Genomic DNA, 20,737 nt, shown 5'->3' on the forward strand with positions numbered 1-20,737 from the left:
CGGCGACTCCCCTCGAGTACATCACGCCGCCCCCGACGACAGGTCGTACAGGGCCACGCCGCCGACGGTGACCGCCGTGAACCGCGCCGCGACCCACGCCGAGATCCGCCGCCCCTCGGCGCTGCCGCTGCTCGCCCGGGCGCCCATGACGCCGAGCCGCGTGTCCACGACGAAATAGTGGATCCGCCTCTCGCGGACGAGCCGCTGGAACCCCGCCAGCGTCGGCGCCGGATCGGTCCCGTTGAAGCCGCCGACCGCCATCACCGGCCTGCGCGCGGCGAGCTGGTAGCCGGCGGCGGGATAGGACCCGACCGTCGCCGCGACCCAGGTGTAGGACGCGGCGTCCGCGGTGAGCGCGGCGGTCACCGCCGCACTCGGCTTCCCCGCGCCGGGCGGCAGGCTCGGCCTCCCGCCCCCCGGGCCGCCTTTCGGGCCGCCGCGCGGGTCGGGCGGCGGCCCGGCGCGCCCGTCCCGCGGCGGCGGGACGGCCTGACCGCCGGGCCCGCCGGGTCCGCCGGGCCCGCCGGGCCCGCGCGGTCCGGCGCCGTGCCCCGGGCCGGACCCGCCCGAGGTCCGAGGCCCGGCGGTCACGACCACGCCGGTGTGCGGGGTGCGGACGGTGTCGGCCGCGTACGCGGCCGGGCCCGCCAGGCACGCCGCGACGCCCAGGACCACCACGCCCGTCAGGACGCGCTCCCGCAGCAGCCGCACCCCCACCGCCCCCGCCGCCGCACCGGCCGCCGCGACCAGCCCGCAGACCAGCACGGCCGGGCCGAGCCACGGATTCCACCCCTGCGCGCGTCCGAGCAGCACCGACGACCACACCGACGTCACCGCGACCACCGCCGCCAGCGTCGCCGCGCCGCCCACCGCCCGGCGCCGCTCCCACACCACCGCCGCGCCCATGCCCACCAGCGCCGCGATCGCCGGGGCCAGCGCCACCGTGTAGTACTCGTGGAAGATCCCCCGCATGGCGCTGAAGACCGCGGCGGTCACCAGCAGCCACCCGCCCCACAGCGCGAACGCGGCCCGCGCCGGGTCGGTCCGCGGGGCCCGGCGCGTCGCCCACAGGCCCGCCGCCAGCAGGACCAGCGCCGCCGGCAGCAGCCAGGACACCTGCCCGCCGATCACCGGCCCGAACATCCGGTCCCACCCGGCGTCCTGGTCGAGGTTGCCGAGCCCGCCCGTCTCGGTGCCGTTCAGCCGCCCCAGCCCGTTGTAGCCGAGCGTGAGCTCCAGCACCGAGTTGTGCTGCGTCCCGCCCACATAGGGCCGCGACGAGGCGGGCACCAGCGCGACCGCCGCCACCCACCACCCCGCCGACACCAGCAGCGCGGCGCCGGCCAGCAGCACCTGCCACACCCGCCGCCGCACCGGCGCCGGTGCGGTCACCGCGTAGACCAGCGCGAACACCGGCACCACCAGGAACGCCTGCATCATCTTGGCCAGGAACCCCGTCCCCACGCACCACGCCGCGAACACCAGCCACCGCGTGTCCGCGCCCTCCTGCGCGCGGAGCATCCCGTACGCGCCGAGCGTCAGCAGCAGCACCAGCAGCGCGTCCGGATTGTTGAAGCGGAACATCAGCGCCGCCACCGGCGTGAGCGCCAGCGCCGTCCCGGCCAGCAGCGCCGCCCACTCGGGGAACCGGCGCCGGACGGCCGCGTACACCGTCCCGACCGTCGCCACCCCCATCAGCGCCTGCGGGACCAGGACGCTCCACGAACTCAACCCGAAGATCCGCGCGGACAGCGCCATCGGCCACAGCGCCCCCGGCGCCTTGTCGACCGTGATCGCCCCAGCCGCGTCCGACGAGCCGAAGAAGAACGCCTCCCAGCTCGTCGCGCCCGCCTGCACCGCCGCCGAGTAGAACGGGTTCGCCCACCCGGACGCGCCCAGCCCCCACAGGTAGAGCACGCCCGTCCCCGCCAGCAGCACCACCAGCGACGGCGGCACCCGCCGCAGCACCGTCATGACGCCCCCAGCCGGTAGAGCCGCCCGCCTGGCATCCCGGACGCCGCCGCGCCGCCGTACTCGCGCGGGCCGACCGGCGTCCCGTTCCGCTCGACCCACGCGGTGACCTCGGCGGAGCCCAGATCGGGCAGCACGCCACCGCCGCCGACGAGCACGTACCGCAGCCTCCCCTCCTCCACGTGGCGCCGCAGCTTCGCGACGGTGATCGCGGGGTCGCGTCCGGTGAAGCCGCCCATCGCCATGACCGGACGCCCCGTCCGCAGGATGAGCGCGGACGCCTCCAGCCCGCTCGGCACCGCGACCAGCCACGTCGCCGAGCCCTGGTTCCGCATCAGATAACCGGTCATCTCCGGAGAGACACCCCCACCGGGCCCACCAGGCCCGCCAGCCCCACCAGGGAGCATCCCTCCCGGAGGACGCGGGAAACCCTCGGGAGCCCGCCCCGGCGGCACGCCGCCCGGCGCGCCGCGCCTGGTCGGGAGGGCCGCAGGCAGGCCGCCGCGGCCCTTCCGCGCCGGCCCGGCCATCGGGTCGCTGCCGTTCGTCCTGCCCGACGCGGTCGACACCGCGAACGCGCCCGGCCCCGACAGGCCCGCCGCCAGCGCGAGCACCAGTCCCGCGACGATCGCCGGGAGGCCCGCGCGGCGGCTCGCACGCCCCGCCGCCAGGCCCGCGACCGCGAGGACCGTCGCCGCCGCCACCGTCCACCGCAGCCACGGATGCCACGACGGCGTCCGGTCCAGCAGCACGAACGCCCACGCCCCGGTGGCCGCGACCCCCGCCGGGAGCACCCACGCCCACGCCGCCGACCTCCGGTACGCCCGGACGAGCAGGACGCCGCCACCGCCGACCAGGGCCGCGATCGCCGGGGCCATCGCCGTCGAGTAGTACGGATGGAACAACCCCTTCGCGAAGGAGAACACGACGCAGTGGACGGCCAGCCAGCCGCCCCACAGCAGCAGCGCGGCCCGCTCGGGGTCCGTGCGGGGCCGCCCGCGCAGCAGCACCAGCCCCGCCGCGCACGCCAGCACCGCCAGCGGGACCAGCCACGAGATCTGCCCGCCGGTCAGGTCCCCGAACAGCCGTCCCGCGCCGGGCTCGCCGCCGAACGCCGCGCCCGCCCCGGCCCGGCCGCCGGCCCGCTCGCCGTCGACGCCGAAGACCCGGCCCAGGCCGTTGTAGCCGACGATCAGGTCCCACATGGTGCCGTCGCCGCTGCCGCCCACGAACGGGCGGCGGTCCGCCGGGAGCGCGTCCACGACCAGCGTCCACCACAGGCTCGCCACCGCCAGCACCGCGCCCGCCGCCCCCAGGTGGACGGCCCGGCGCAGCGCCCCCGCCCGCCCCGCCACCAGGTACGCCAGCGCGAACGCGGGCACGACCAGGAAAGCCTGGAGCATCTTCGTGTTGAACCCGCAGCCGACCAGGAACGCCGCCAGCAGCAGGAACCGGACGCGGCCGCCCTCGACCGCGCGCTGGCACGCCCACGCCGCCGACACCAGCAGCAGCACCAGCAGCGTGTCGGGGTTGTTGTCGCGGTTGATGGCGACGGTGATCGGCGTCAGCGTCAGCGCCGCCGCCGCCAGCACCGCCGCCGCCGGGCCGAACGCCCGCCGCACCGCCGCGTACAGGACGGCAACCGCCGCGACGCCCTCGATGACCTGCGGGAGCAGCAGGCTCCACGTCCCGAAGCCCATGACCCGCGCGAACAGGCCCATCACCCACAGCGCCATCGGCGGCTTGTCGACGGTGATGAACGACCCGGCGTCCAGCGAGCCGAAGAAGAACGCCTTCCAGCTCTGCGTGCCACTCCGGACGGCCGCCGAGTAGTAGGAGTTGGCGTACCCCGACTCCGACAGCCCCCACCCGTACAGGACGGCCGCCGCGACGAGCAGCGCCCACAACGCCGGACGCGCCCACCGCGGATCGTCCGGCGGCCCGAGCACCAGCCTTCGGACGTGGCGCGCGCCCTCCCGGCGGGCCGGCCCGGACGTGACGGCGGGACTCTGCGTGCCGGTACTCTGCGTGGCGGTCATGACGGTGTCCCCCCGGACTCCTCGACGGCGGTCGCGTGAACCTCGGACGGGCCATGCGAGTGTGCGCCGTCCGGGCGCACGCGGCGCGGGTGGAAGATCCACGCACGCATGAGCAGGTACCGCACCAGCGTCGCCACCCCGTTGGCGGCGACCAGCGCGGCGACCTCGACGGCGCGGGACGCGCCGGGCGCGGCCGCGTGCAGCGCCGCCAGCCCGCCCGTGCTCAGCACCAGCCCCAGCAGGAACGCCAGCCCGCCCTCCAGCTGCTGCCGGAACGCCCGCGCGGGGCCGGTGACCCCGAACGTGAAGCGGCGGTTGGCGGCGGTGTTGCCGACCGTGGTGACCACCAGCGACAGCGCGTTCGCCCACAGCGGCCCCAGCACCGTCCGGAGCAGCACGAACAGGACGAGCTGCGCGGCGGTGCTGATCACTCCGATCACGGCGAACGCGGGGAGCTGCCGCGCCATCCCGGCGGGCAGCTCGGCGCGGACGCCGTCCAGACAGGCACCGTCCGCACGAGTGCCGTCCGCACGGGCGCCGCCGGGCCGGGCGCGCCCGCGGACCGGGACGCGGAACGCGCCGGTCAGCATCCGCCGCGCGACCCGAGCCATGCCGCGAAGGTCGTCGCGGGCGGTGCGCAGGACGTCGACGCGGCTGTCGGGGTCGTCCACCCAGTCGACCGGCACCTCGTGGATGCGCAGCCCGTTGCGCTCGGCGAGCAGCAGCAGTTCGGTGTCGAAGAACCACTCCTCGTCCTCGACCGCCGGCAGCAGCGCCTGGACGACCTCCGCGCGGCCCGCCTTGAAGCCGCACTGCGCGTCGCTGAACCGCGCGGCGAGCGCCGTCCGCAGCAGCAGGTTGTAGCCGCGGGAGATCACCTCGCGGCGGGGCCCGCGCACGACCGCCGAGCCGCGGGTGAGGCGGCTGCCGATCGCCAGGTCGCTGTGCCCCGACAGCAGCGGCGCGACCAGCGGCAGGAACGCGTCCAGGTCGGTGGACAGGTCCACGTCCATGTAGGCGACGACGTCGGCGTCGCTGGTGCTCCACACGTGCCGCAGCGCGCGGCCGCGTCCCTTGCGCTCCAGCCGCGCCGCGTGGACGTGCGGGAGCCGCGCCGCCAGGTCCACGGCGACCCGCCACGTCGCGTCGGTGCTGGCGTTGTCGGCGATCGTGATCCGGAACGGGTAGGGGAACGTGGCGGCCAGATAGGCGTGCAGGCGCTCGACGCTGGCCGCCAGCACGCGCTCCTCGTTGTAGACGGGGATCACGATCTCGACCAGGCGGCCCCGCCTGCCGCCGTTCAGCGGAGGCGGGGGCGGCGGCCCGGCGGGCGTGCCCCGTTCGGTGACGACGTGATTCATGCGACCGAGGCTCACCGGCCGGTGTGGGAACCCCCTGAGCCGTTCATGAGGGCCCGATGAGAAATCCCGTCAGGCGGGCGGGGCGGCCCTGCCCGGCAGCCGGACGCGGGCGAGGGTCCCGCCGCCGGCGGCCGGTTCCAGCGTGATCCGCCCGCCGCACTCGCCCACCACCCGCGCGACGATCGACAGGCCCAGCCCCGATCCGGGCAGGCTCCGCGCCGACGGCGACCGCCAGAACCGCTCGAACACGTGCGGGAGGTCCTCGGCGGGGATGCCGGGCCCCCGGTCGCGGACGGTCAGCTCGCCGTCCCGCAGCCGCACCGTCACCGTCGCGCCCGGCGGGCTGAACTTGATGGCGTTGTCGAGCAGGTTGACCACGGCGCGCTCCAGCGAACCGGGATCACCGGACACGTGCCAGGGCGCGGTGCCGGCCTCCACGGTCAGGCCGGGGCCGCGCGGGCGGGCGCGCTCCACCGCGCGGTCGACGACCTCGTGCAGCGCGACCGCCGTGCGCACCGGCTCCCGCTCGTCGGGACGGGCCAGCTCCAGCAGGTCGCCGACCAGGCTGGACAGCTCCACCATCTGCGCCTTCACGCTCGCCAGCATCGCGCGGCGGGTGCCGGCGGGCAGCGTGCGGCCCGCGGCGTCCGAGCGCAGCAGCAGGTCGATGTTGGTGCGCAGGCTCGTCAGCGGCGTGCGCAGCTCGTGCCCGGCGTCGGCGATCAGCCGCGACTGCCGCTCGCGGGACGCGGCGAGCGCGCCGGTCATGCTGTTGAACGAGAGGCCGAGCCGCGCGATCTCGTCCGTGCCGGTCACGGGGATGCGGGTGCCGAGGTCCTCGGTGCGGGCGATGTACTCGGCCGCGCCGGTCAGCTCCTCCACCGGACGCAGCGCCGTGCGCGCCGTCAAAAGCCCCGCCCCCGCCGACACCAGCACCCCGAGCGCCGTCACCGCCACCAGCAGCACCGCGAGGTCGTTGAGCGGCTCCTCCACCTCGTCCAGCGACAGCGCGAACGACACCGCGAAGGTCTCCCCGTCGCCCATGCGCATCGACCGGGTCAGCACCCGCACGTGCGCCCGGCCCCCGGAGGCGGCCACGCCCGCCCCGTCGTGGACGACGCGGTCCCGCTCGCCCCGGGCGACCTCGGTGTCGGCGCGGGTGACCCCGAGGGACCCCGCGCCGGGCAGCGTGCACCCCTGCCCGCGCGCGTTCACCACCTGCGTCATCGCCAGCGTGCCGGGCAGCCGGGACTGGGCGCCCGCGTCCTGCGCCTCCGGGCGGCAGGACTTCAGCGCCTCGGCGAGGTCCTGCTGGAGCAGCTTCCGGAACCGCTGCCGGCGCGGCGGCACGTCGCGCTGGGGGGTCGGCGGCCCGGCCATCGCGCCGAGCCGGTGGTCCATCTCCTGGTAGAGCTGGTCGCGGGCCAGGTACCAGCTCGCGGTCGCGCACGCGGCGACGGCCAGCGCCACCGCGAGCGAGGTCAGCAGCGCCATCCGCGCCCGCAGCGTCACCCGGCCCGCCCACGGCGGCCGCCGGATCAAGGGGCCGCCGCCGAACGCAGCACGTACCCGACGCCCCGGACGGTGTGGACGAGCCGCGGCATCCCGCCCGCCTCGGTCTTGCGCCGCAGGTACATCACGTACACCTCCAGCGAGTTGGAGGAGGGCTCGAAGTCGAACCCCCACACCGCTTCCAGGATCTGCTCGCGGGTCAGGACCTGCCTCGGGTGCGACAGGAACAGCTCCAGCAGCATGTGCTCGGTGCGGGTCAGCTCCAGCGCCCGGCCCGCGCGGACGACCTCGCGGGTCAGGGTGTCCATGCGCAGGTCGTCGAAGGTCAGGACGCTGTCGCGGCGTGGCGCGGCGGGGGCCATCGTGCCGCGGCGCAGCAGCGCCCGGACGCGCGCCAGCAGCTCGTCCAGCTCGAAGGGCTTGGCGAGGTAGTCGTCGGCTCCCGCGTCCAGGCCGGTGACGCGGTCGCCGATCATGTCGCGGGCCGTCAGCATCAGCACCGGCGTCGTGGCGCCTTGCGCGCGCAGCCGCCGGCACGTGGTCAGCCCGTCCAGCCGGGGCATCAGCACGTCCAGGACGATCAGGTCGAGGTGCTCGCTCCCGGCCCGCTCCAGCGCCGCGGCGCCGTCGGCGGCCTCGGCGACCGCGTACCCCTCGAACGCCAGGCTGTGCGACAGCGACTCCCGCACCGCCGACTCGTCGTCCACCACCAGTATCCGCGGGGCGTCGATCTTCGAGCCGGGCTCCATGAACTCACGGTAAACGCCGCCGAAGGCCAGAACGGCCGCCCGGCGGCGTTACTCAAGCCTCCCTCAAGGGCCGCTGAGCCTGGCCTCAGCCGGCGCGCTCCGCCCGGCCCTCGTCCTCGGAATCCGGCGGGGGGAGCGCGGCGCGTCCGGGGGCGGGCGCGTTCATGAGCGTGACGGTGGCGCGGGCGGCGCGCGCGAACAGGTCGGCGACGGCGTCGGTCACGCCCGGGTCCGGGACGAGCGTCCCCGGCACGACCTTCGCGGTCGTCCCCGTGGCGGCGGCCTCCGGCGGGACCGGCGGGACCGGCGCGCCGGGCACCGGACGGGTCGCGGTGGTCCACGTGGTCTTCATGACGTCCACGACCACCTCCCGCGCGACGTCGAACATCAGGTCGCGCAGCGCGTCCTTCATCGCCAGCCGCAGCGCCTCGCGCATCAGCTCGGCCATCACCGCCTCGATGGTGGCGGCCGCGGTGCGGGTGGCCAGCCGCAGCGCCAGCCCCCCGGCGGTGCGGGCGACGGCGCTGCCCGCGGCGGCGGCGACCAGGTCGCCGGCCGACCGCGCGACCTCGCTCCCGGCGGCGCGCGCGGCGAGGTCGGCGACGGTCGAGGTCAGCGGCGTCAGCTCGGCGGCCTCGGCGGCGTCGCGGGCCCGGTCGCGCAGCGCCGCGCCCAGGTCCCGCGCGGCCTCCGCCGCCGCCTGCCGGACGACCCGGACGATCACATCGCGGCCCACGTCGAGCGCGACCTCGACCGCGACGTCGGCGACCGCGTCCACGGCGGTGTCGGCGACGATCCTGGTGGCGGCCTGCACGACCGGCGCGGACACGGTGCGTCCCGCCACGTCCCGCGCGGTGGCGGTGGCGGCGCGGGCGAACGGGCTGCGGACGGCCAGCCGGCGCGCCGCCGTCGCCATCGAGGCCGCCATCGGGTGCTGCACGGCCTGCTCGGCCAGCGTCATCGCGGTGGCGGTGACCTCGAACGCGGTGCCGGTGACCGGGTTGGACCCGGCGGCCGCGCGGGCCTCCAGCACGGCCCGCTCCGCCGCCGACGACGCGATCTTCACGGCGGCGTCCCGGGCGGCCCGCTCGACCGCCCGCATCGCGGGCGTGCCGGCCAGCTGCTCGACGAACCGCGTCGCGGCCAGCGCGGCGGCGTCGCGCGCGGCCCGCCGGACGGGCTCGCTCACGCTCCCCGCCACCCGCGCGGCGCCCGCCGCCGCCGGAGCGAGACCCTCGAATATCTCCTCCATGCGCTCGGCCGCCGCCCGGTCGATCCTGGCGGCCGCGCCCGGCCCGCCCGGCCCGCCCGGCCCGCCGGGCCCGCCGGGCTCGGCCGGGGCGTTTCCGCCCGTCCGTTCGGCCTTCTCGTCCACGACCACGCCCCTCACACGGTCCGCTCCCTCAAATCACCATAACCGCCCATCACGCGGATCAGTGCCCGCAGGCGCGGCAGGCGGACCGGGTCCGGCGCGCGTAGGCGAGCGCGGCGACCGCCATCCCGGCGCCCCAGAGCGCGTAGGCGGGGACGGCGACCCAGAAGAACGCCTCGGGCAGGTCCAGGCCGCCCTCCGGCGGGAAGGGGTTGCGGCCGTGCAGCCGCTCCCAGACCATCTGGAGCAGCATCAGCCCGAAGTACACGACGATGCCGCCGGAGATCGCGGTGCCCGGCCACAGCACCAGGCGGCGCGGGACGCCGCGTCCGGCCAGGCCCGGCACCCACCGCGGCCACACCCGCCCGAACCGGTGGACGAGCGACAGCGGCAGCAGCGTCCCGCCGAGCACGAACCCGGCCTCGAACAGCAGCGCCGACGGCCCGGAGCTCATCGGGGAGTCCCCGAACCCCACGGCGGCCTGCGCGGCGATCCGCACCAGGCATCCGGCGACGCCCAGGTATGCGGCCCAGTACGCCCACGCGGGCGTGCGCGCGAGCGGCCCCGGAGCCGTGGCGGCCCGCCCGCAGGATCCGCAGCCCGAACGGGTCCGCCGCGCGTAGGAGCGGGCGACCGCGCCGACCATCAGCCCGCCGCCCACGCACGCGGCCCGGCTCAGCGCGCCCAGCGGATAGAGGCGGATGCCGAGACCGGGCAGGACGCCGCCGATCACGTCCAGCAGCAGCAGCGCGCCCGAGGCGACCAGCGCGACCGCGACCGCCGACGCCGCGACCAGCAGCATCCGGCGCGGTACGCGCGGCAGCCGCCCGGCCCCCGGCGCCAGGAACACCGCCAGGACCAGCGCCGCCGCGCCGCACAGCGCGACGCTCGCCCAGCCGGTGAAGGCGACCAGGTCGGTCTCGACCGGCGACAACCGGTGGCGGGCGGGCATGTGCCCCGACTCCCAGTAGATCCGCAGGGCGCCGTAGCCGGCGACCCAGCCGAGGGCGATGGCCGGCAGGCGGCGGCGCCACGCCGCGCGCGTCCGCGCGGACGGCGCGGCCCGGCGGCCGAAGGTGATGACCATGGACCCGATCCTGGCCCCCGGACCTGGGACGGGCCTCCCCACCGCGGGCCGGTCCCCTCCCCCGCCCGGGGGAGATAACCGGTGGCCACGCGGCGCGCCACCGGTTACCCTGGCGGCGGAACGAGATCGGAGGTGGGGTCCATGGCCGTCAACGCGGTCGCTGCTGCCCGCAGCACCCAGCCCGTCCCCATCTTCCGGGCCACCGGCTGATCCCCGCCGCCCTCACCGTCGCGGCGTCTCCCGCCGGGGCCCCCTTCACGCAAGGGTTCCGATCCGTTGTCCTTCCACACCACCGATCACACCGCTGAGCCGTCCCCTCTCGCCGCCTACGGCTGGGACGAGGCTCTGGAAGCCGATTTCACCCCGCACCGCGCCGCCGGGCTCCGGCCCGCGCGCGTCGTCGCCGTCGACCGCGGCCGCTGCGACGTGGTCACCGAGTCCGGGCCGCTGCGCGCCGGGACGCGGCCGGTCGCCTCGGCCGACCCCGCGGCCGGGCCGTGCACCGGCGACTGGGCCGCGCTGCGCCCCGGCGACCAGCCGGAACTGGCGCACCTGCTGCCCCGCCGGACCGCGATCGTCCGGTCCACGGTGTCGCGCGAGGCGCGCGGGCAGGTCCTGGCCGCCAACGTCGACACCGTCGCGATCGCCGTGTCGCTCACCGACCACCTCGCCCTCGGCCGCGTCGAGCGGCTGCTGGCCCTGGCCTGGGAGAGCGGCGCCCGGCCGGTCGTCGTGCTCACCAAGGCCGACGCCGTGCCCGGCGGCACCGCCGAGCAGGAGGCCGCGGTGGCGGCCGCCGCGCCCGGCGTCGACGTCGTCGCGTGCAGCGCCACCACCGGCGACGGCGTGGACGTGGTCGCGGCGGTGCTGAGCGGCACGGTCGTGCTGCTCGGCCCGTCCGGCGCGGGCAAGTCCACGCTCGGCAACGCCCTGCTGGGCGCCGACCCCGAGACCGGCGCGCTGGAGACCGGCGCCGTCCGGGAGCGGGACGGCAAGGGCCGCCACACCACCGTCCGCCGCGACCTGCTGCCGATGCCGGGCGGCGGCGTGCTCATCGACACCCCCGGCCTGCGGCGCGTCGGGCTGTGGGACGCCGCCGAGGGCATCCAGCAGGCCTTCGCCGAGATCGAGGAGCTCGCCGCGGGCTGCCGGTTCGGCGACTGCGCCCACGAGAGCGAACCGGGCTGCGCGGTCCTGGCCGCCGTCGAGGACGGCACGCTGCCCTCCCGCCGCCTGGACAGCTACCGCAAGCTGATGCGCGAGAACGCCTGGATCGCCGCGCGCAGCGACGCCCGCCTCCGCGCCGAGCAGCGCGACCTGTGGAAGACGAGGATGAAGGCGCAGCGGCAGATGTACAAGGAGCGCGGGAGGGACCGGTGACCGCGACGGACTGACCCCGAGCCCGATCCGGGGCTGACTCGGATTCGCTCCAGATTCGGTCCGCACCTACCGGCCTCGCCGCCGGTAGGTGCGGACCGACAGCGGCATGAACACCGCCAGCAGCGCCACCGACCACAGGACCGACGCCGCGACCGGGTGCGCGAGCGGCCACGGCAGGTCGCCGGCCGGCGCGCCGGGGTTGCCGAACAGCTGCCGGCACGCGGCGGTGAGGGCGCTGACCGGGTTCCAGTCGGCGATCGTCTGGAGCACGGCCGGCATCCCGCCGGTCGGCACGAACGCGTTGGACAGCATCGTGACCGGGAACACCAGCGGGAGCAGCTGGTCGGCGGTCTGCTCGTTGCGGACCACGAGCCCGAGGTAGCAGCCCGCCCAGGCCAGCGCGTAGCGCATCAGCGCCAGCAGCAGGAACGCCTCGGCCGTGGGCAGCACCCCGCGGTGCGCGCGCCAGCCGACCAGCACCCCCGCCGCCGTCATGATCGCCAGGCCGAGGACGCCGCTCAGGATCTCCGCGCCGGTGTGCCCGAACGGCACCGCCGACCGCGCCATCGGCATCGAGCGGAACCGGTCCATCACGCCGCGGGAGGCGTCGGTGGCGACCCGCAGCGTGACCGCGACGGTCGTGGTGAAGGTCACCATCGCGAACAGGCCCGGCATCAGGTACTCGCGGTAGTTGCCCCCGCCGGGGACGCTGATCGCGCTGCCGAACACGTAGCCGAACAGCACCACCATGACCGCGGGGAAGACCAGCGCGGCGACGAGCTCGCCGGGCTCCTGGCGGATGCGGCTCACCTCCCGGCCGACCAGCGTCAGCCCGTCGGCGAGCGTCCAGCGCAGCCGTCCCGACCACGACGGCGCGGGTGCGGGAAGGACGGGAGCGGTCATCGGAGGGCCTCCTTCCGCCGCGCGCCGGCGGCGGTCTCGTCGGTGTTCTCTTTGTCCTCTTCCGCGGCCTTCTCGGCGGGGCGGCCGGTGAGGCGCAGGAACACCTCGTCGAGGGTGGGGCGGCGCAGCGCGACGTCCCCGACGGCGACGCCCGCGCGGTCCAGCTCGCGGACGGCGTCGGCGAGCCGGACCGTCCCGCGGGTGAGGGCGACCGACAGGTGGCCGCCCGCCAGCTCGGGGTAGGCGCCCGCCATGCGGTGCAGGACGGCGGCGGCCCCGGGCGCCGCCGCCGGGTCCTCCAGCACGACGTCCAGGCGGTCGCCGATCGAGGACTTCAGCTCGTCGGGGGTGCCGGTGGCGATGACCCGCCCGTGGTCGACGACCGCGATGTCGTCGGCGAGGCGGTCGGCCTCGTCCAGGTACTGGGTGGTCAGCAGGACGGTGGTGCCGTCGGCCACCAGCCCCCGGACCGCGTCCCAGATCTCGCCCCGGCTGCGCGGGTCCAGGCCGGTGGTCGGCTCGTCCAGGAACAGCACCTCCGGACGCAGGATCAGGCTGGTGATCAGGTCGAGGCGGCGCCGCATGCCGCCGGAGTAGCCGGCCACCTGCCGGTCGGCCGCCTCCAGCAGCCCGAACCGCTCCAGCAGCTCGTCCGCGCGGGCGCGGGCGTCGCGGCGGGACAGGTGGTAGAGCCGCCCGAACATCCGCAGGTTGCCGCGTCCGGTGAGCTTCTCGTCGACGGCGGCGTGCTGGCCCGCCAGCCCGATCCGGGCGCGGACCAGGTCGGGTTCGGCGGCGACGTCGTGCCCGGCGATGCGGGCGCGGCCGGAGTCGGCGTCGGCGAGCGTCGCGAGGATGCGCACGGCCGTTGTCTTGCCCGCGCCGTTGGGGCCGAGCACCCCGCACACGGTGCCGGCGGGGACGGCGAGGTCGAGGCCGTCCAGTGCCTGGGTGGCGCCGAAGCGCTTGCGCAGCGCCTCGGCCACCACCATCGGTTCGTCCGCCATCCGAGCCTCCATTGGGTACGACGTACGCATCTTGGACGGCCCAGGCTACGCGGATGAGTACGATGTACGCAACTAGACTTCTCTGGAGGGACGGGCCGTGCGGCCGCGGCGGAGCGAGGGGGGTGCCCGTGTCGGGCGGTGAGCACGTCAGCATCTGGTTGGCGCCGGAGCGGCAGGGCCGGGGCCCGCGCCCCGCCTACAGCCGCGCCCAGATCACCGAGGCCGCCGTGCGGATCGCCGACGCCGAGGGCCTGGACGCCGCGTCCATGCGCCGCATCGCCGCCGACCTCGGCACTGGCGCGATGTCGCTGTACCGGTACGTGCCGAGCCGCGACGGCCTCGTCGAGCTGATGTACGACCACGTCCTCGGCGAGCAGGAGTTCCCCGCGCGCCCCACCGGCGACTGGCGCGCCGACCTGGCCCTCGTCGCGCAGAACGCCCGCGCGATGCTGCTGCGCCACCCCTGGGTGCTCACGGCGCGCCGGGCGCGCGGCGTCCCCGGCCCGAACCAGCTGCGGCTGCTGGAGTTCGGCCTCGGCGCCCTCGACGTCGGCGTCCCGGTCGACGAGATCCTCACGCTGGTCACGATGCTGAACGGCTGGGTCGAGGTGACCGTGCGCGGCGAGCTGGAGCAGCAGCGGGACGTCGAGCGCAGCGGTGTGACCAACGACGAATGGATGATCAAGAACGTCCCGTACGTACTGCCGTTGATCGAGAGCGGCGACTACCCGATGTTCGGCCGCGTCGTCGTCGACGCGAAGCTCCCGCACATGACCTCCGAGGAGGCCTTCCGGTACGGGCTCGACCGCGTCCTGGACTGCATCGGCGCGGCCCTGTCCGGCCGGGCCTGACCGCGGGGGACGTCATGCTGCGGGGGCGCGGGGAGCAGCGGGCCGCGATCGCCCGGCTGGTCGCCGGGGCGCGCGAGGGGCGCGGCGGCGCACTGGTGCTGCGCGGCGAGGCGGGCATCGGCAAGACCGCGCTGCTGGACGAGGCGGCGGCCGACCCGCACGGCCCGCACGGCCTGCGCGTCCTCCGGGCGACCGGCGTCGAGGCCGAGGCGGCGCTGCCGTTCGCCGGGTTGCAGATGCTGCTGCGCCCCGTCTTGCCAGAGGTGGACGCGCTCCCGGACGCGCAGGCACGGGCGTTGCGGGCCGCGCTGGGCCTCGCCGACCCGGGCGGCGCGGACGGGGCCGACCGGTTCCTGACCGGGCTCGCGGTGCTGACCCTCCTGGCGGAGCTCGCGGCGGCGCGTCCGGTGCTGTGCCTGGTCGACGACGCGCACTGGCTCGACCCGGCGTCCGCGGACGCGCTGGCCTTCACCGCCCGCCGCCTCGGCACCGAGGCCGTGGCGCTGGTGTTCGCCGCCCGCGACGGCTTCGCGGCACCGGGCCTGCCCGAGCTCGCCCTGGCGGGCCTGGACCGCGCGGACGCCGCCGCGCTCCTCGCCGACCACGCCCCCGACCTGGCCGCCGACGTCCGCGACCGGGTCGTCGAGGAGGCGGCGGGTAACCCGCTCGCGCTGCTGGAGCTGCCCGCCGGGCTCAGCGCGGGCGAGCGCGCCGGACGCGCCGCTCCCCCGCCCGCGCTGCCGCTCACCGGCCGCGTCCGCGCCGCGTTCGGCGCCCGGATCGAGGAGCTGCCCGAGCGGGCGCGGCTGGTGCTGTCGATCGCCGCCGCCGAGGGCACCGGCGAGCTGGCGACGGTGCTGCGCGCCGCGCGGACGCTCGGCGCGGGCCCCGCCGACCTCGACGCCGCCGAACGCGCCGGGCTGCTGCGCGTCACCACCGGCCGCGTCGCGTTCCGGCACCCGCTCGTCCGCGCCGCCGCCTACCAGCGCATGCCGCTGACCACCCGGCTCGCCGTGCACGGCGCGCTCGCCGGGGCCTCCGAGGGCGCCCGCCGCGCCCTGCACCGCGCCGCCGCCGCGCCCGAGCCCGACGAGGACGTCGCCGCCGAGCTGGAACGCTCCGCCGACGGCGCCGGGGGACGCGGCGCGCCCGCCGCCGCCGCGTCCCTCTACGAGCACGCCGCCCGGCTCAGCCCCGCCGCCGGCGACCGGACGCGGCGCCTGGTCCGCGCCGCGCAGTCGGCGATCACCGGGGGCCGCACCGACCGCGCCGCCGCCCTCACCGACCAGGCCCTGCGCGCCGGCGGGCCCCCGCCCGGCGCGCGGCGGCGCGCCGAACTCGCGATGGTCCGCGCCACCGTCGACGTCGAGCGCGGCACGCCCGCCGGGGCCGCGCGGTACCTGGCCGACAGCGCCGTCCCGGTCGCCGCCGAGGACCCCGACCTGGCGCTGACGCTGCTGGTGATGGCGGCGGGCAACGCGTGGTCGGCGGGCGAGGACGGCGAGGTCCGCCGGGCCGCCGCGCTGGCCGCCGAGCTCGGCGCCGCCGCGGTCGGGACCTGCGTCACGCTGGCGAGCGGCCACACCGCCTCGGTCGCCGCCGCGCTCGTCGGGCTCGGCCGCGCGGCAGCAGGAGACGCCGGGGACGCCGGGTCCGGGGTCCCGCTGCTGCGGCAGGTCGTGGCGGACGCGCGCGCCGACCCGCCCGGCAGCCTCATCGCGCGGCTGCTCGTGCTCGCGGTGGCGCGGCTGACCGGCGACGACCGGGCGGCGGGCGAGCTGGCCGCCGCCGAGGCCGCGCACGTCCGGCGGCACGGCCTGGCCGGTGCGCTGCCCGCGACACTCCAGGCCCTCGCGCAGACCCAGGCGGACGCGGGCCTGCACCGGGACGCCGCCGCGACCCTCGACGAGGCGCGCCGGTTCGCCCGCGAGACCGGCCAGCGGCACCGCGAGGGACGGCTCGCCGCCGTCGCCGCCCGGATCGCCGCGATCGAGGGCGACCGGGAGCGGTGCCGCGAGCTGGCCGCCGAGGCCGCCGCGGCGGTCGCCGAGGCGGACGCGGCCGGCGCCTGCGCGCTCGGGCTGCTGCACCTCGGCCTGGGCCGGCACGAGGAGGCGCTCCGCGTCCTGGCCGGCGCCGCGACCGGGCCCGCCCGCCGCACCGCCGCCGTCGTGTTCGCGGCGGCCGACCTCTCCGAGGCCGCCGCGCGGGCCGGCGACCTCGCGCGCGCCGAGGACGCCCGCGCGCACTTCACCGCCTGGGCGGACGCCGCCGACCAGCCCTGGGCGTCGGCGGTGGCGCTGCGCTGCCGGGCGCTCCTCGACCCGTCCGACGCGACGTTCGAGGCCGCGACCCGGCTGCACGAGCGCGGCGGCCGGCCCTTCGAGCAGGCCCGCACCGCCCTGCTCCACGGCGAGTGGCTGCGCCGCGAACGGCGCCGCTCGGACGCGCGCGCCCCGCTCCGCGCCGCGCTCGCGACCTTCGAACGGCTCGGCGCCGCGCCCTGGGCCGACCGGGCCCGCGCCGAGCTGCGCGCCACCGGCGAGACCGCCCCCGGCGGGCGGGCGACGGGCGGGCCGGAGACGGGCGGGGACCCGCTGGCCCGCCTCACCCCGCAGGAGCTCCAGATCGTCCGGCTCGCCGCGTCCGGGGCGGGCAACCGCGACATCGCCGCGCAGCTGTTCCTCAGCCACCGGACCGTGGAGTACCACCTCTACAAGGCCTATCCCAAGCTCGGCGTCACCTCGCGCACGGAGCTGCACCGCTTCGCCTGACCCCCGCGCCGTCGTGACTACGGTGACGCCACGGATTCGGGCCCGGGCCCCCGCCTCCTAGCGTCGGGACCGTTGGCACGACCGATCAGGGAGCGCGGATGAGCAGAGTGATCGTCTTTGATGAGCCGGGCGGGCCGGAGGTCCTGCGGGTGGCGGAGGTGCCCGAGCCGTCCCCCGGGCCCGGCCAGGTGCGGGTCCGGGTGAAGGCCGCCGGGGTGCAGCCGTTCGACGTCGCGGTCGTCGAGGGCTGGGTGCCCGTCGGCGCCGACGCCTCCTACCCCCGCACGGTCGGCAACGAGTTCGCCGGTGTCGTCGACCGGGTCGGCGAGGGGGTGACGGAGGTCGCCCCCGGCGAGGAGGTGCTCGGCTTCACCCTGGCGAGCGCCTACCGCGAGCACCTCGTGATCCCCGCCGAGCAGGTCACCCGCAAGCCGCCGCAGATGCCGTGGGAGGTCGCGGGCGGGTTCACCGCCCCGGCGCAGACCGCCTACAACTCGCTGGAGGAGCTGGGCGTCGGCCCGGGCGACACCCTCCTCGTGCACGGCGCGGCGGGCGCGGTCGGCACCGTCGCCGTCCAGCTCGGACGGCTGTGGGGCGCCGGCGTGATCGGCGCCGCCCGCGAGGCCCAGCACGACTACGTCCGGTCGCTCGGCGCCGAACCCGTCGACTACGGCGACAGGTTCGTCGAGCGGGTCCGGGAACTCGCGCCGGACGGGAAGGTCACCGCCGCGCTGGACGGCGTCGGCGGCGCCGCCCTGGACGCGACGCTGGAGCTGGTCGAGGACCGCGCCCGCATCATCACCCTGTACGACCACGACCGGGCGGCGGCGCTCGGCGTCCGGCTGTCCCCCGCGCGCCGCACCGCCGCGCGGCTCGCCGAGATGGCCGAGCTGTACGCGCGGGGCGACCTGAAGTGGCACGTCCGGGAGACGTTCCCGCTGGAGCGCGCCGCCGACGCGCACCGCTCCTACAAGGCGGGCGGCATCCGCGGCAAGATCGTCCTGACCGTGGACTGAGCGTCCCAGCGGCCGAGCCCGGAAGACGGGCCCGGGGGAACGGGGCGGGAGAACGGGCCCGGAAATGGTGTCAGGGCCGGTGCCGCCTGACTGCGAGGTCGGCACCGGCCCTGAGCTCAGGGGGTTACTTCAGGTGGGGGGCGGCGCGGTCAGCGCAGACCGTCGTCCACCGCCTTGGTGAGGACGCCGGGGTCGCCCGACATCTCCCAGATCATGGCGCCGAGCAGGTTCTTGCTCTTCAGCCACGCCATCTTCTTGCTGATCGACCACGCGTCGTCGAAGGACCACCACTGGCCGTTGTTGCCGGTGTAGCAGTACGTCGCGACCGCCTGCTCGTCATGGGTGATCTGGCAGTTGGGCACGCTGGCGATCAGGTTGCTGTAGCCGCGTGTCCCGGCCTCCTCCGCGAACTGGCCGGGGGCCGCGCCCTTGGCGTCCTGCCACTCGCCCTTCTTGCCGCCGTCGGTCACGTTCTGCCAGCCGCGGCCGTAGTACGCGAGACCGATCGTGAGCTTGCGCGGGTTGACGCCCGCGTCGAGGTAGGCCTTGATGGCGGCCTCGTCGCTGAAGTGGAACGAGTACGGGTCGTCGGTGTCGGTGTAGAGGTTGCCCGCGTGGCCGGTCCGGTTCGGCTCCCACGAGTTGTCGCTGCCCGAGCCGTGGAAGTCATAGCCCTGGACGTTGAAGATGTCCAGGCTCTTGGCGACCTCCGGCAGGTCCCAGCCGGCCTGGATCTTGGCGGGGTCGGCGGGGGTGAACGCGGTCAGGTCGTAGCGCTTGCCGGTCTCCTTGGTCATCGCGTCGAGCTGGCGGCGGAACTCGGCGATCAGCAGCGTGTTGTTGGCCTTGTCGTCCTTGCCGATGTGGTTGCCCGGGTGCCCCTCGGCGCCCGGCCACTCCCAGTCGAGGTCGATGCCGTCGAAGATCCCGGCGGCCGTGCCCGGCCCGCCCGCGCCGTTGTAGTCCGGCAGGTTGCCCTTGATGTAGGTGTCGATGCAGGACGAGACGAACTTCTTACGGCTGGCGTCGGTCGCGGCGACGTCGGAGAAGTACTTGGAGTACGTCCAGCCGCCGATCGAGATCAGCACGCGCAGCTTGGGGTACTTGGCCTTGAGCTTCTTGAGCTGGTTGTAGTTGCCGCGCAGCTTCTCCCAGCCGGAGTCGGCCTGGCCGTCCACCGACTGGGCGGCGCTGAACGGACGCCCGTAGTCGGCCTCGGCGTCGCCCGCGCCGTCACCCTGGTTCGGGTCCTGCGGGTCGGACGTGGTGCCCTTGGTGACGCCCTGGAGGCAGGTCAGGTTCTTGGAGTCGATGTTGGCGAACGCGTAGTTGATGTGGGTCAGCTTGGCGGCGTTGCCGGTCGTGTCGAGGTTCTTCACGAAGTACTGGCGGCCGTAGATGCCCCACTGGACGAAGTAGCCGACGCGGGCGTACCCGTTGGAGACCATGTCGTCGGTGGTGACCTTCACCGCCGCGCTGGCCTCGGACACGTTGTCGTACATGTCGCGCGCCTGGACGGTGAAGTTGTAGGCGGTGGAGGGGGACAGCCCCGCCACGGTCGCCGACGTCCCGGTCACCGTCGTGGCGACCTTCCCGTCCACCAGCACGTCGTAGTTGGCCACGCCGTGGTCGTCGGTCGAGGCGTTCCACGCGAGCTTGACGCTGGCGGAGTCCTTGCCGGTGCTGCGCAGACCGCTCGGCACCGACGGCGCCTTGGTGTCGTCGGCCGGGTTGTTGGTCTTGACCGTGACCGGCTCGCTGGCGGGCGACAGGCCGCCCTTGCGGTCCCTGGCCTTCACCGTGAACGTGTACTCGGTGTTCGGGGTGAGGCCGGTGACGGTGGCGTTGGTCTCGGCGACCGTCGTCGCCAGCGCCGAGCCGTTGTACACCTCGTAGGCGGTGACCGGCAGGCTGCCGGGCTTGGCGGCGTCCCAGGCCAGCGAGACCGTCTTGGTCGTCTTCACCGGCGACTTCAGGCCGCCGGGCGCGCTCGGCAGGGCGTCGCCGGTCCCGTCGCAGTTGACGTCGTTCACGCGGCAGGTCGTCGGCTGCGCGCCGGACTGGCTGACGGTGAACGTCGGGCTGTAGGGCTCGGTCGTGCGGCCCGCGCCGATCGTGGCGTTGAAGTAGGCCGGGCTGAGGGTGACGGTCTTCCCGCTCTGGGCGATGGTGCCGTTGTCGGCGCTGCTCGCGGTGACGCCCGCGGGCAGGTCGAACACCACGGACCAGTTGGTGATCGTCGCGGAGGTGTTGTTCGCGACGATGAACTTGGCGCGCGTCCCCTCGACCGAATACGTCGCGGTGACGCCCGCCGAGGGCTGCGGACCCTCACCGGAACCGTCGCAGTTCGCTCCGTTCAACGTGCACGAGGTCGGGTTCGCGGCGGAGCTGAGCGAGAAGGTGGGGCTGTAAGGCTCGGTGCTTCCACCCCCGCGAATGGTGTTGATGTAGTGGGCCGGGGTGAGCGTCACCTTCGTCCCGTTCTGGGTGAGGGTGGCGTTCTGGGGGCTGCTGGCCTTCACCCCCGAGGGGAGCTCAAAGGTCAGCGACCAGTTGCTGATCGAGGACGAACCGGGGTTGCTCACAACGTACTTGCCGGTGGTGCCCGAGAGGCTGAACACCGCCGTCAGTCGATCGGCCGCCCGCGCCGGCGCGACGGCCAACGCTGAGACCACGACGAGGGTGAGCAGGGCACTGATCAATCGGCGCATGCCT

Annotated in this window: 14 protein-coding genes; 4 read left to right on the top strand and 10 right to left on the bottom strand. The window is 76.1% G+C overall.

Annotated elements, in window-relative coordinates; genetic code table 11:
- Positions 1 to 21: 21 nt before the first annotated feature.
- From K2F47_RS41100 to K2F47_RS35260, 7 genes are all read right to left on the bottom strand, one after another.
- Positions 22 to 1,974, bottom strand: a complete 1,953-nt coding sequence (locus tag K2F47_RS41100) for an ArnT family glycosyltransferase (RefSeq protein WP_272497910.1) — start codon at positions 1,972 to 1,974, stop codon at positions 22 to 24.
- Positions 1,971 to 4,010: a glycosyltransferase family 39 protein gene (locus tag K2F47_RS41105; protein ID WP_272497911.1), complete on the bottom strand. Its 2,040-nt coding sequence runs from the start codon at positions 4,008 to 4,010 to the stop codon at positions 1,971 to 1,973. Before K2F47_RS41105 ends, K2F47_RS41100 begins: the two co-directional genes overlap by 4 nt.
- A complete protein-coding gene (locus K2F47_RS35240) occupies positions 4,007 to 5,371 on the bottom strand; it encodes a bifunctional glycosyltransferase family 2/GtrA family protein (protein ID WP_242910490.1) in 1,365 nt (454 codons plus the stop codon). The genes K2F47_RS41105 and K2F47_RS35240 overlap by 4 nt, the downstream gene beginning before the upstream one ends.
- Positions 5,372 to 5,440: 69 nt before the next feature.
- Positions 5,441 to 6,913: a HAMP domain-containing sensor histidine kinase gene (locus K2F47_RS35245; protein ID WP_242910491.1), complete on the bottom strand. Its 1,473-nt coding sequence runs from the start codon at positions 6,911 to 6,913 to the stop codon at positions 5,441 to 5,443.
- Positions 6,910 to 7,632: a response regulator transcription factor gene (locus tag K2F47_RS35250; RefSeq protein ID WP_242910493.1), complete on the bottom strand. Its 723-nt coding sequence runs from the start codon at positions 7,630 to 7,632 to the stop codon at positions 6,910 to 6,912. Before K2F47_RS35250 ends, K2F47_RS35245 begins: the two co-directional genes overlap by 4 nt.
- An 85-nt stretch (positions 7,633 to 7,717) precedes the next feature.
- A complete protein-coding gene (locus tag K2F47_RS35255) occupies positions 7,718 to 9,022 on the bottom strand; it encodes a hypothetical protein (RefSeq protein ID WP_242910495.1) in 1,305 nt (434 codons plus the stop codon).
- 43 nt (positions 9,023 to 9,065) lie between these two features.
- The gene (locus K2F47_RS35260; protein ID WP_242910496.1) at positions 9,066 to 10,091 is read right to left on the bottom strand and encodes a hypothetical protein; all 1,026 of its coding nucleotides are present in this window, start codon (positions 10,089 to 10,091) and stop codon (positions 9,066 to 9,068) included.
- A 276-nt stretch (positions 10,092 to 10,367) separates the two neighbouring features.
- On the opposite strand from K2F47_RS35260, the gene rsgA reads away from it, so the two are divergent.
- A complete protein-coding gene (rsgA, locus tag K2F47_RS35265; protein WP_242910497.1) occupies positions 10,368 to 11,471 on the top strand; it encodes a ribosome small subunit-dependent GTPase A in 1,104 nt (367 codons plus the stop codon).
- Positions 11,472 to 11,537: 66 nt separating this feature from the next.
- On the opposite strand, the gene K2F47_RS35270 is transcribed toward rsgA, so the two are convergent.
- Both K2F47_RS35270 and K2F47_RS35275 read right to left on the bottom strand, forming a co-directional pair.
- A complete protein-coding gene (locus K2F47_RS35270; protein ID WP_242910498.1) occupies positions 11,538 to 12,374 on the bottom strand; it encodes an ABC transporter permease in 837 nt (278 codons plus the stop codon).
- Positions 12,371 to 13,381 carry an ATP-binding cassette domain-containing protein gene (locus K2F47_RS35275; RefSeq protein ID WP_242910499.1) on the bottom strand — a complete coding sequence of 337 codons (1,011 nt, stop codon included), beginning with the start codon at positions 13,379 to 13,381 and terminating at the stop codon, positions 12,371 to 12,373. The genes K2F47_RS35270 and K2F47_RS35275 overlap by 4 nt, the downstream gene beginning before the upstream one ends.
- Before the next feature lie 128 nt (positions 13,382 to 13,509).
- Here K2F47_RS35275 and K2F47_RS35280 point away from each other — a divergent pair, with 128 nt between their 5' ends.
- The 3 genes from K2F47_RS35280 to K2F47_RS35290 all read left to right on the top strand — a co-directional run bounded on the left by K2F47_RS35280 (position 13,510) and on the right by K2F47_RS35290 (position 18,022).
- Complete coding sequence (locus tag K2F47_RS35280; RefSeq protein ID WP_242910500.1) at positions 13,510 to 14,232, top strand: TetR/AcrR family transcriptional regulator; 723 nt, start codon at positions 13,510 to 13,512, stop codon at positions 14,230 to 14,232.
- A 14-nt stretch (positions 14,233 to 14,246) separates the two neighbouring features.
- Positions 14,247 to 17,006 (top strand): AAA family ATPase, encoded by a 2,760-nt coding sequence (locus K2F47_RS35285; RefSeq protein WP_242910501.1) that lies wholly within the window; start codon positions 14,247 to 14,249, stop codon positions 17,004 to 17,006.
- A gap of 98 nt (positions 17,007 to 17,104) precedes the next feature.
- Positions 17,105 to 18,022 (top strand): quinone oxidoreductase family protein, encoded by a 918-nt coding sequence (locus K2F47_RS35290; RefSeq protein ID WP_242910502.1) that lies wholly within the window; start codon positions 17,105 to 17,107, stop codon positions 18,020 to 18,022.
- Between the two features lie 149 nt (positions 18,023 to 18,171).
- Here K2F47_RS35290 and K2F47_RS35295 read toward each other — a convergent pair whose 3' ends face one another.
- Positions 18,172 to 20,733 carry a glycosyl hydrolase family 18 protein gene (locus K2F47_RS35295; RefSeq protein ID WP_242910503.1) on the bottom strand — a complete coding sequence of 854 codons (2,562 nt, stop codon included), beginning with the start codon at positions 20,731 to 20,733 and terminating at the stop codon, positions 18,172 to 18,174.
- Between the last annotated feature and the right edge of the window lie 4 nt (positions 20,734 to 20,737).

The sequence above is a fragment of the Actinomadura terrae genome, assembly GCF_022751215.1.
Lineage (GTDB): Bacteria > Actinomycetota > Actinomycetes > Streptosporangiales > Streptosporangiaceae > Spirillospora > Spirillospora terrae.

What these genes read in the sequence shown, in the direction of transcription:
- K2F47_RS35275 (WP_242910499.1), bottom strand. Translation starts at nt 13,381, where the DNA reads ATGGCGGACGAACCGATGGTGGTGGCCGAGGCGCTGCGCAAGCGCTTC.
- K2F47_RS41100 (WP_272497910.1), bottom strand. Translation starts at nt 1,974, where the DNA reads ATGACGGTGCTGCGGCGGGTGCCGCCGTCGCTGGTGGTGCTGCTGGCG.
- K2F47_RS35285 (WP_242910501.1), top strand. Translation starts at nt 14,247, where the DNA reads ATGCTGCGGGGGCGCGGGGAGCAGCGGGCCGCGATCGCCCGGCTGGTC.
- K2F47_RS35250 (WP_242910493.1), bottom strand. Translation starts at nt 7,632, where the DNA reads ATGGAGCCCGGCTCGAAGATCGACGCCCCGCGGATACTGGTGGTGGAC.
- K2F47_RS35295 (WP_242910503.1), bottom strand. Translation starts at nt 20,733, where the DNA reads ATGCGCCGATTGATCAGTGCCCTGCTCACCCTCGTCGTGGTCTCAGCG.
- K2F47_RS35260 (WP_242910496.1), bottom strand. Translation starts at nt 10,091, where the DNA reads ATGGTCATCACCTTCGGCCGCCGGGCCGCGCCGTCCGCGCGGACGCGC.
- K2F47_RS41105 (WP_272497911.1), bottom strand. Translation starts at nt 4,010, where the DNA reads ATGACCGCCACGCAGAGTACCGGCACGCAGAGTCCCGCCGTCACGTCC.
- K2F47_RS35240 (WP_242910490.1), bottom strand. Translation starts at nt 5,371, where the DNA reads ATGAATCACGTCGTCACCGAACGGGGCACGCCCGCCGGGCCGCCGCCC.
- K2F47_RS35270 (WP_242910498.1), bottom strand. Translation starts at nt 12,374, where the DNA reads ATGACCGCTCCCGTCCTTCCCGCACCCGCGCCGTCGTGGTCGGGACGG.
- K2F47_RS35290 (WP_242910502.1), top strand. Translation starts at nt 17,105, where the DNA reads ATGAGCAGAGTGATCGTCTTTGATGAGCCGGGCGGGCCGGAGGTCCTG.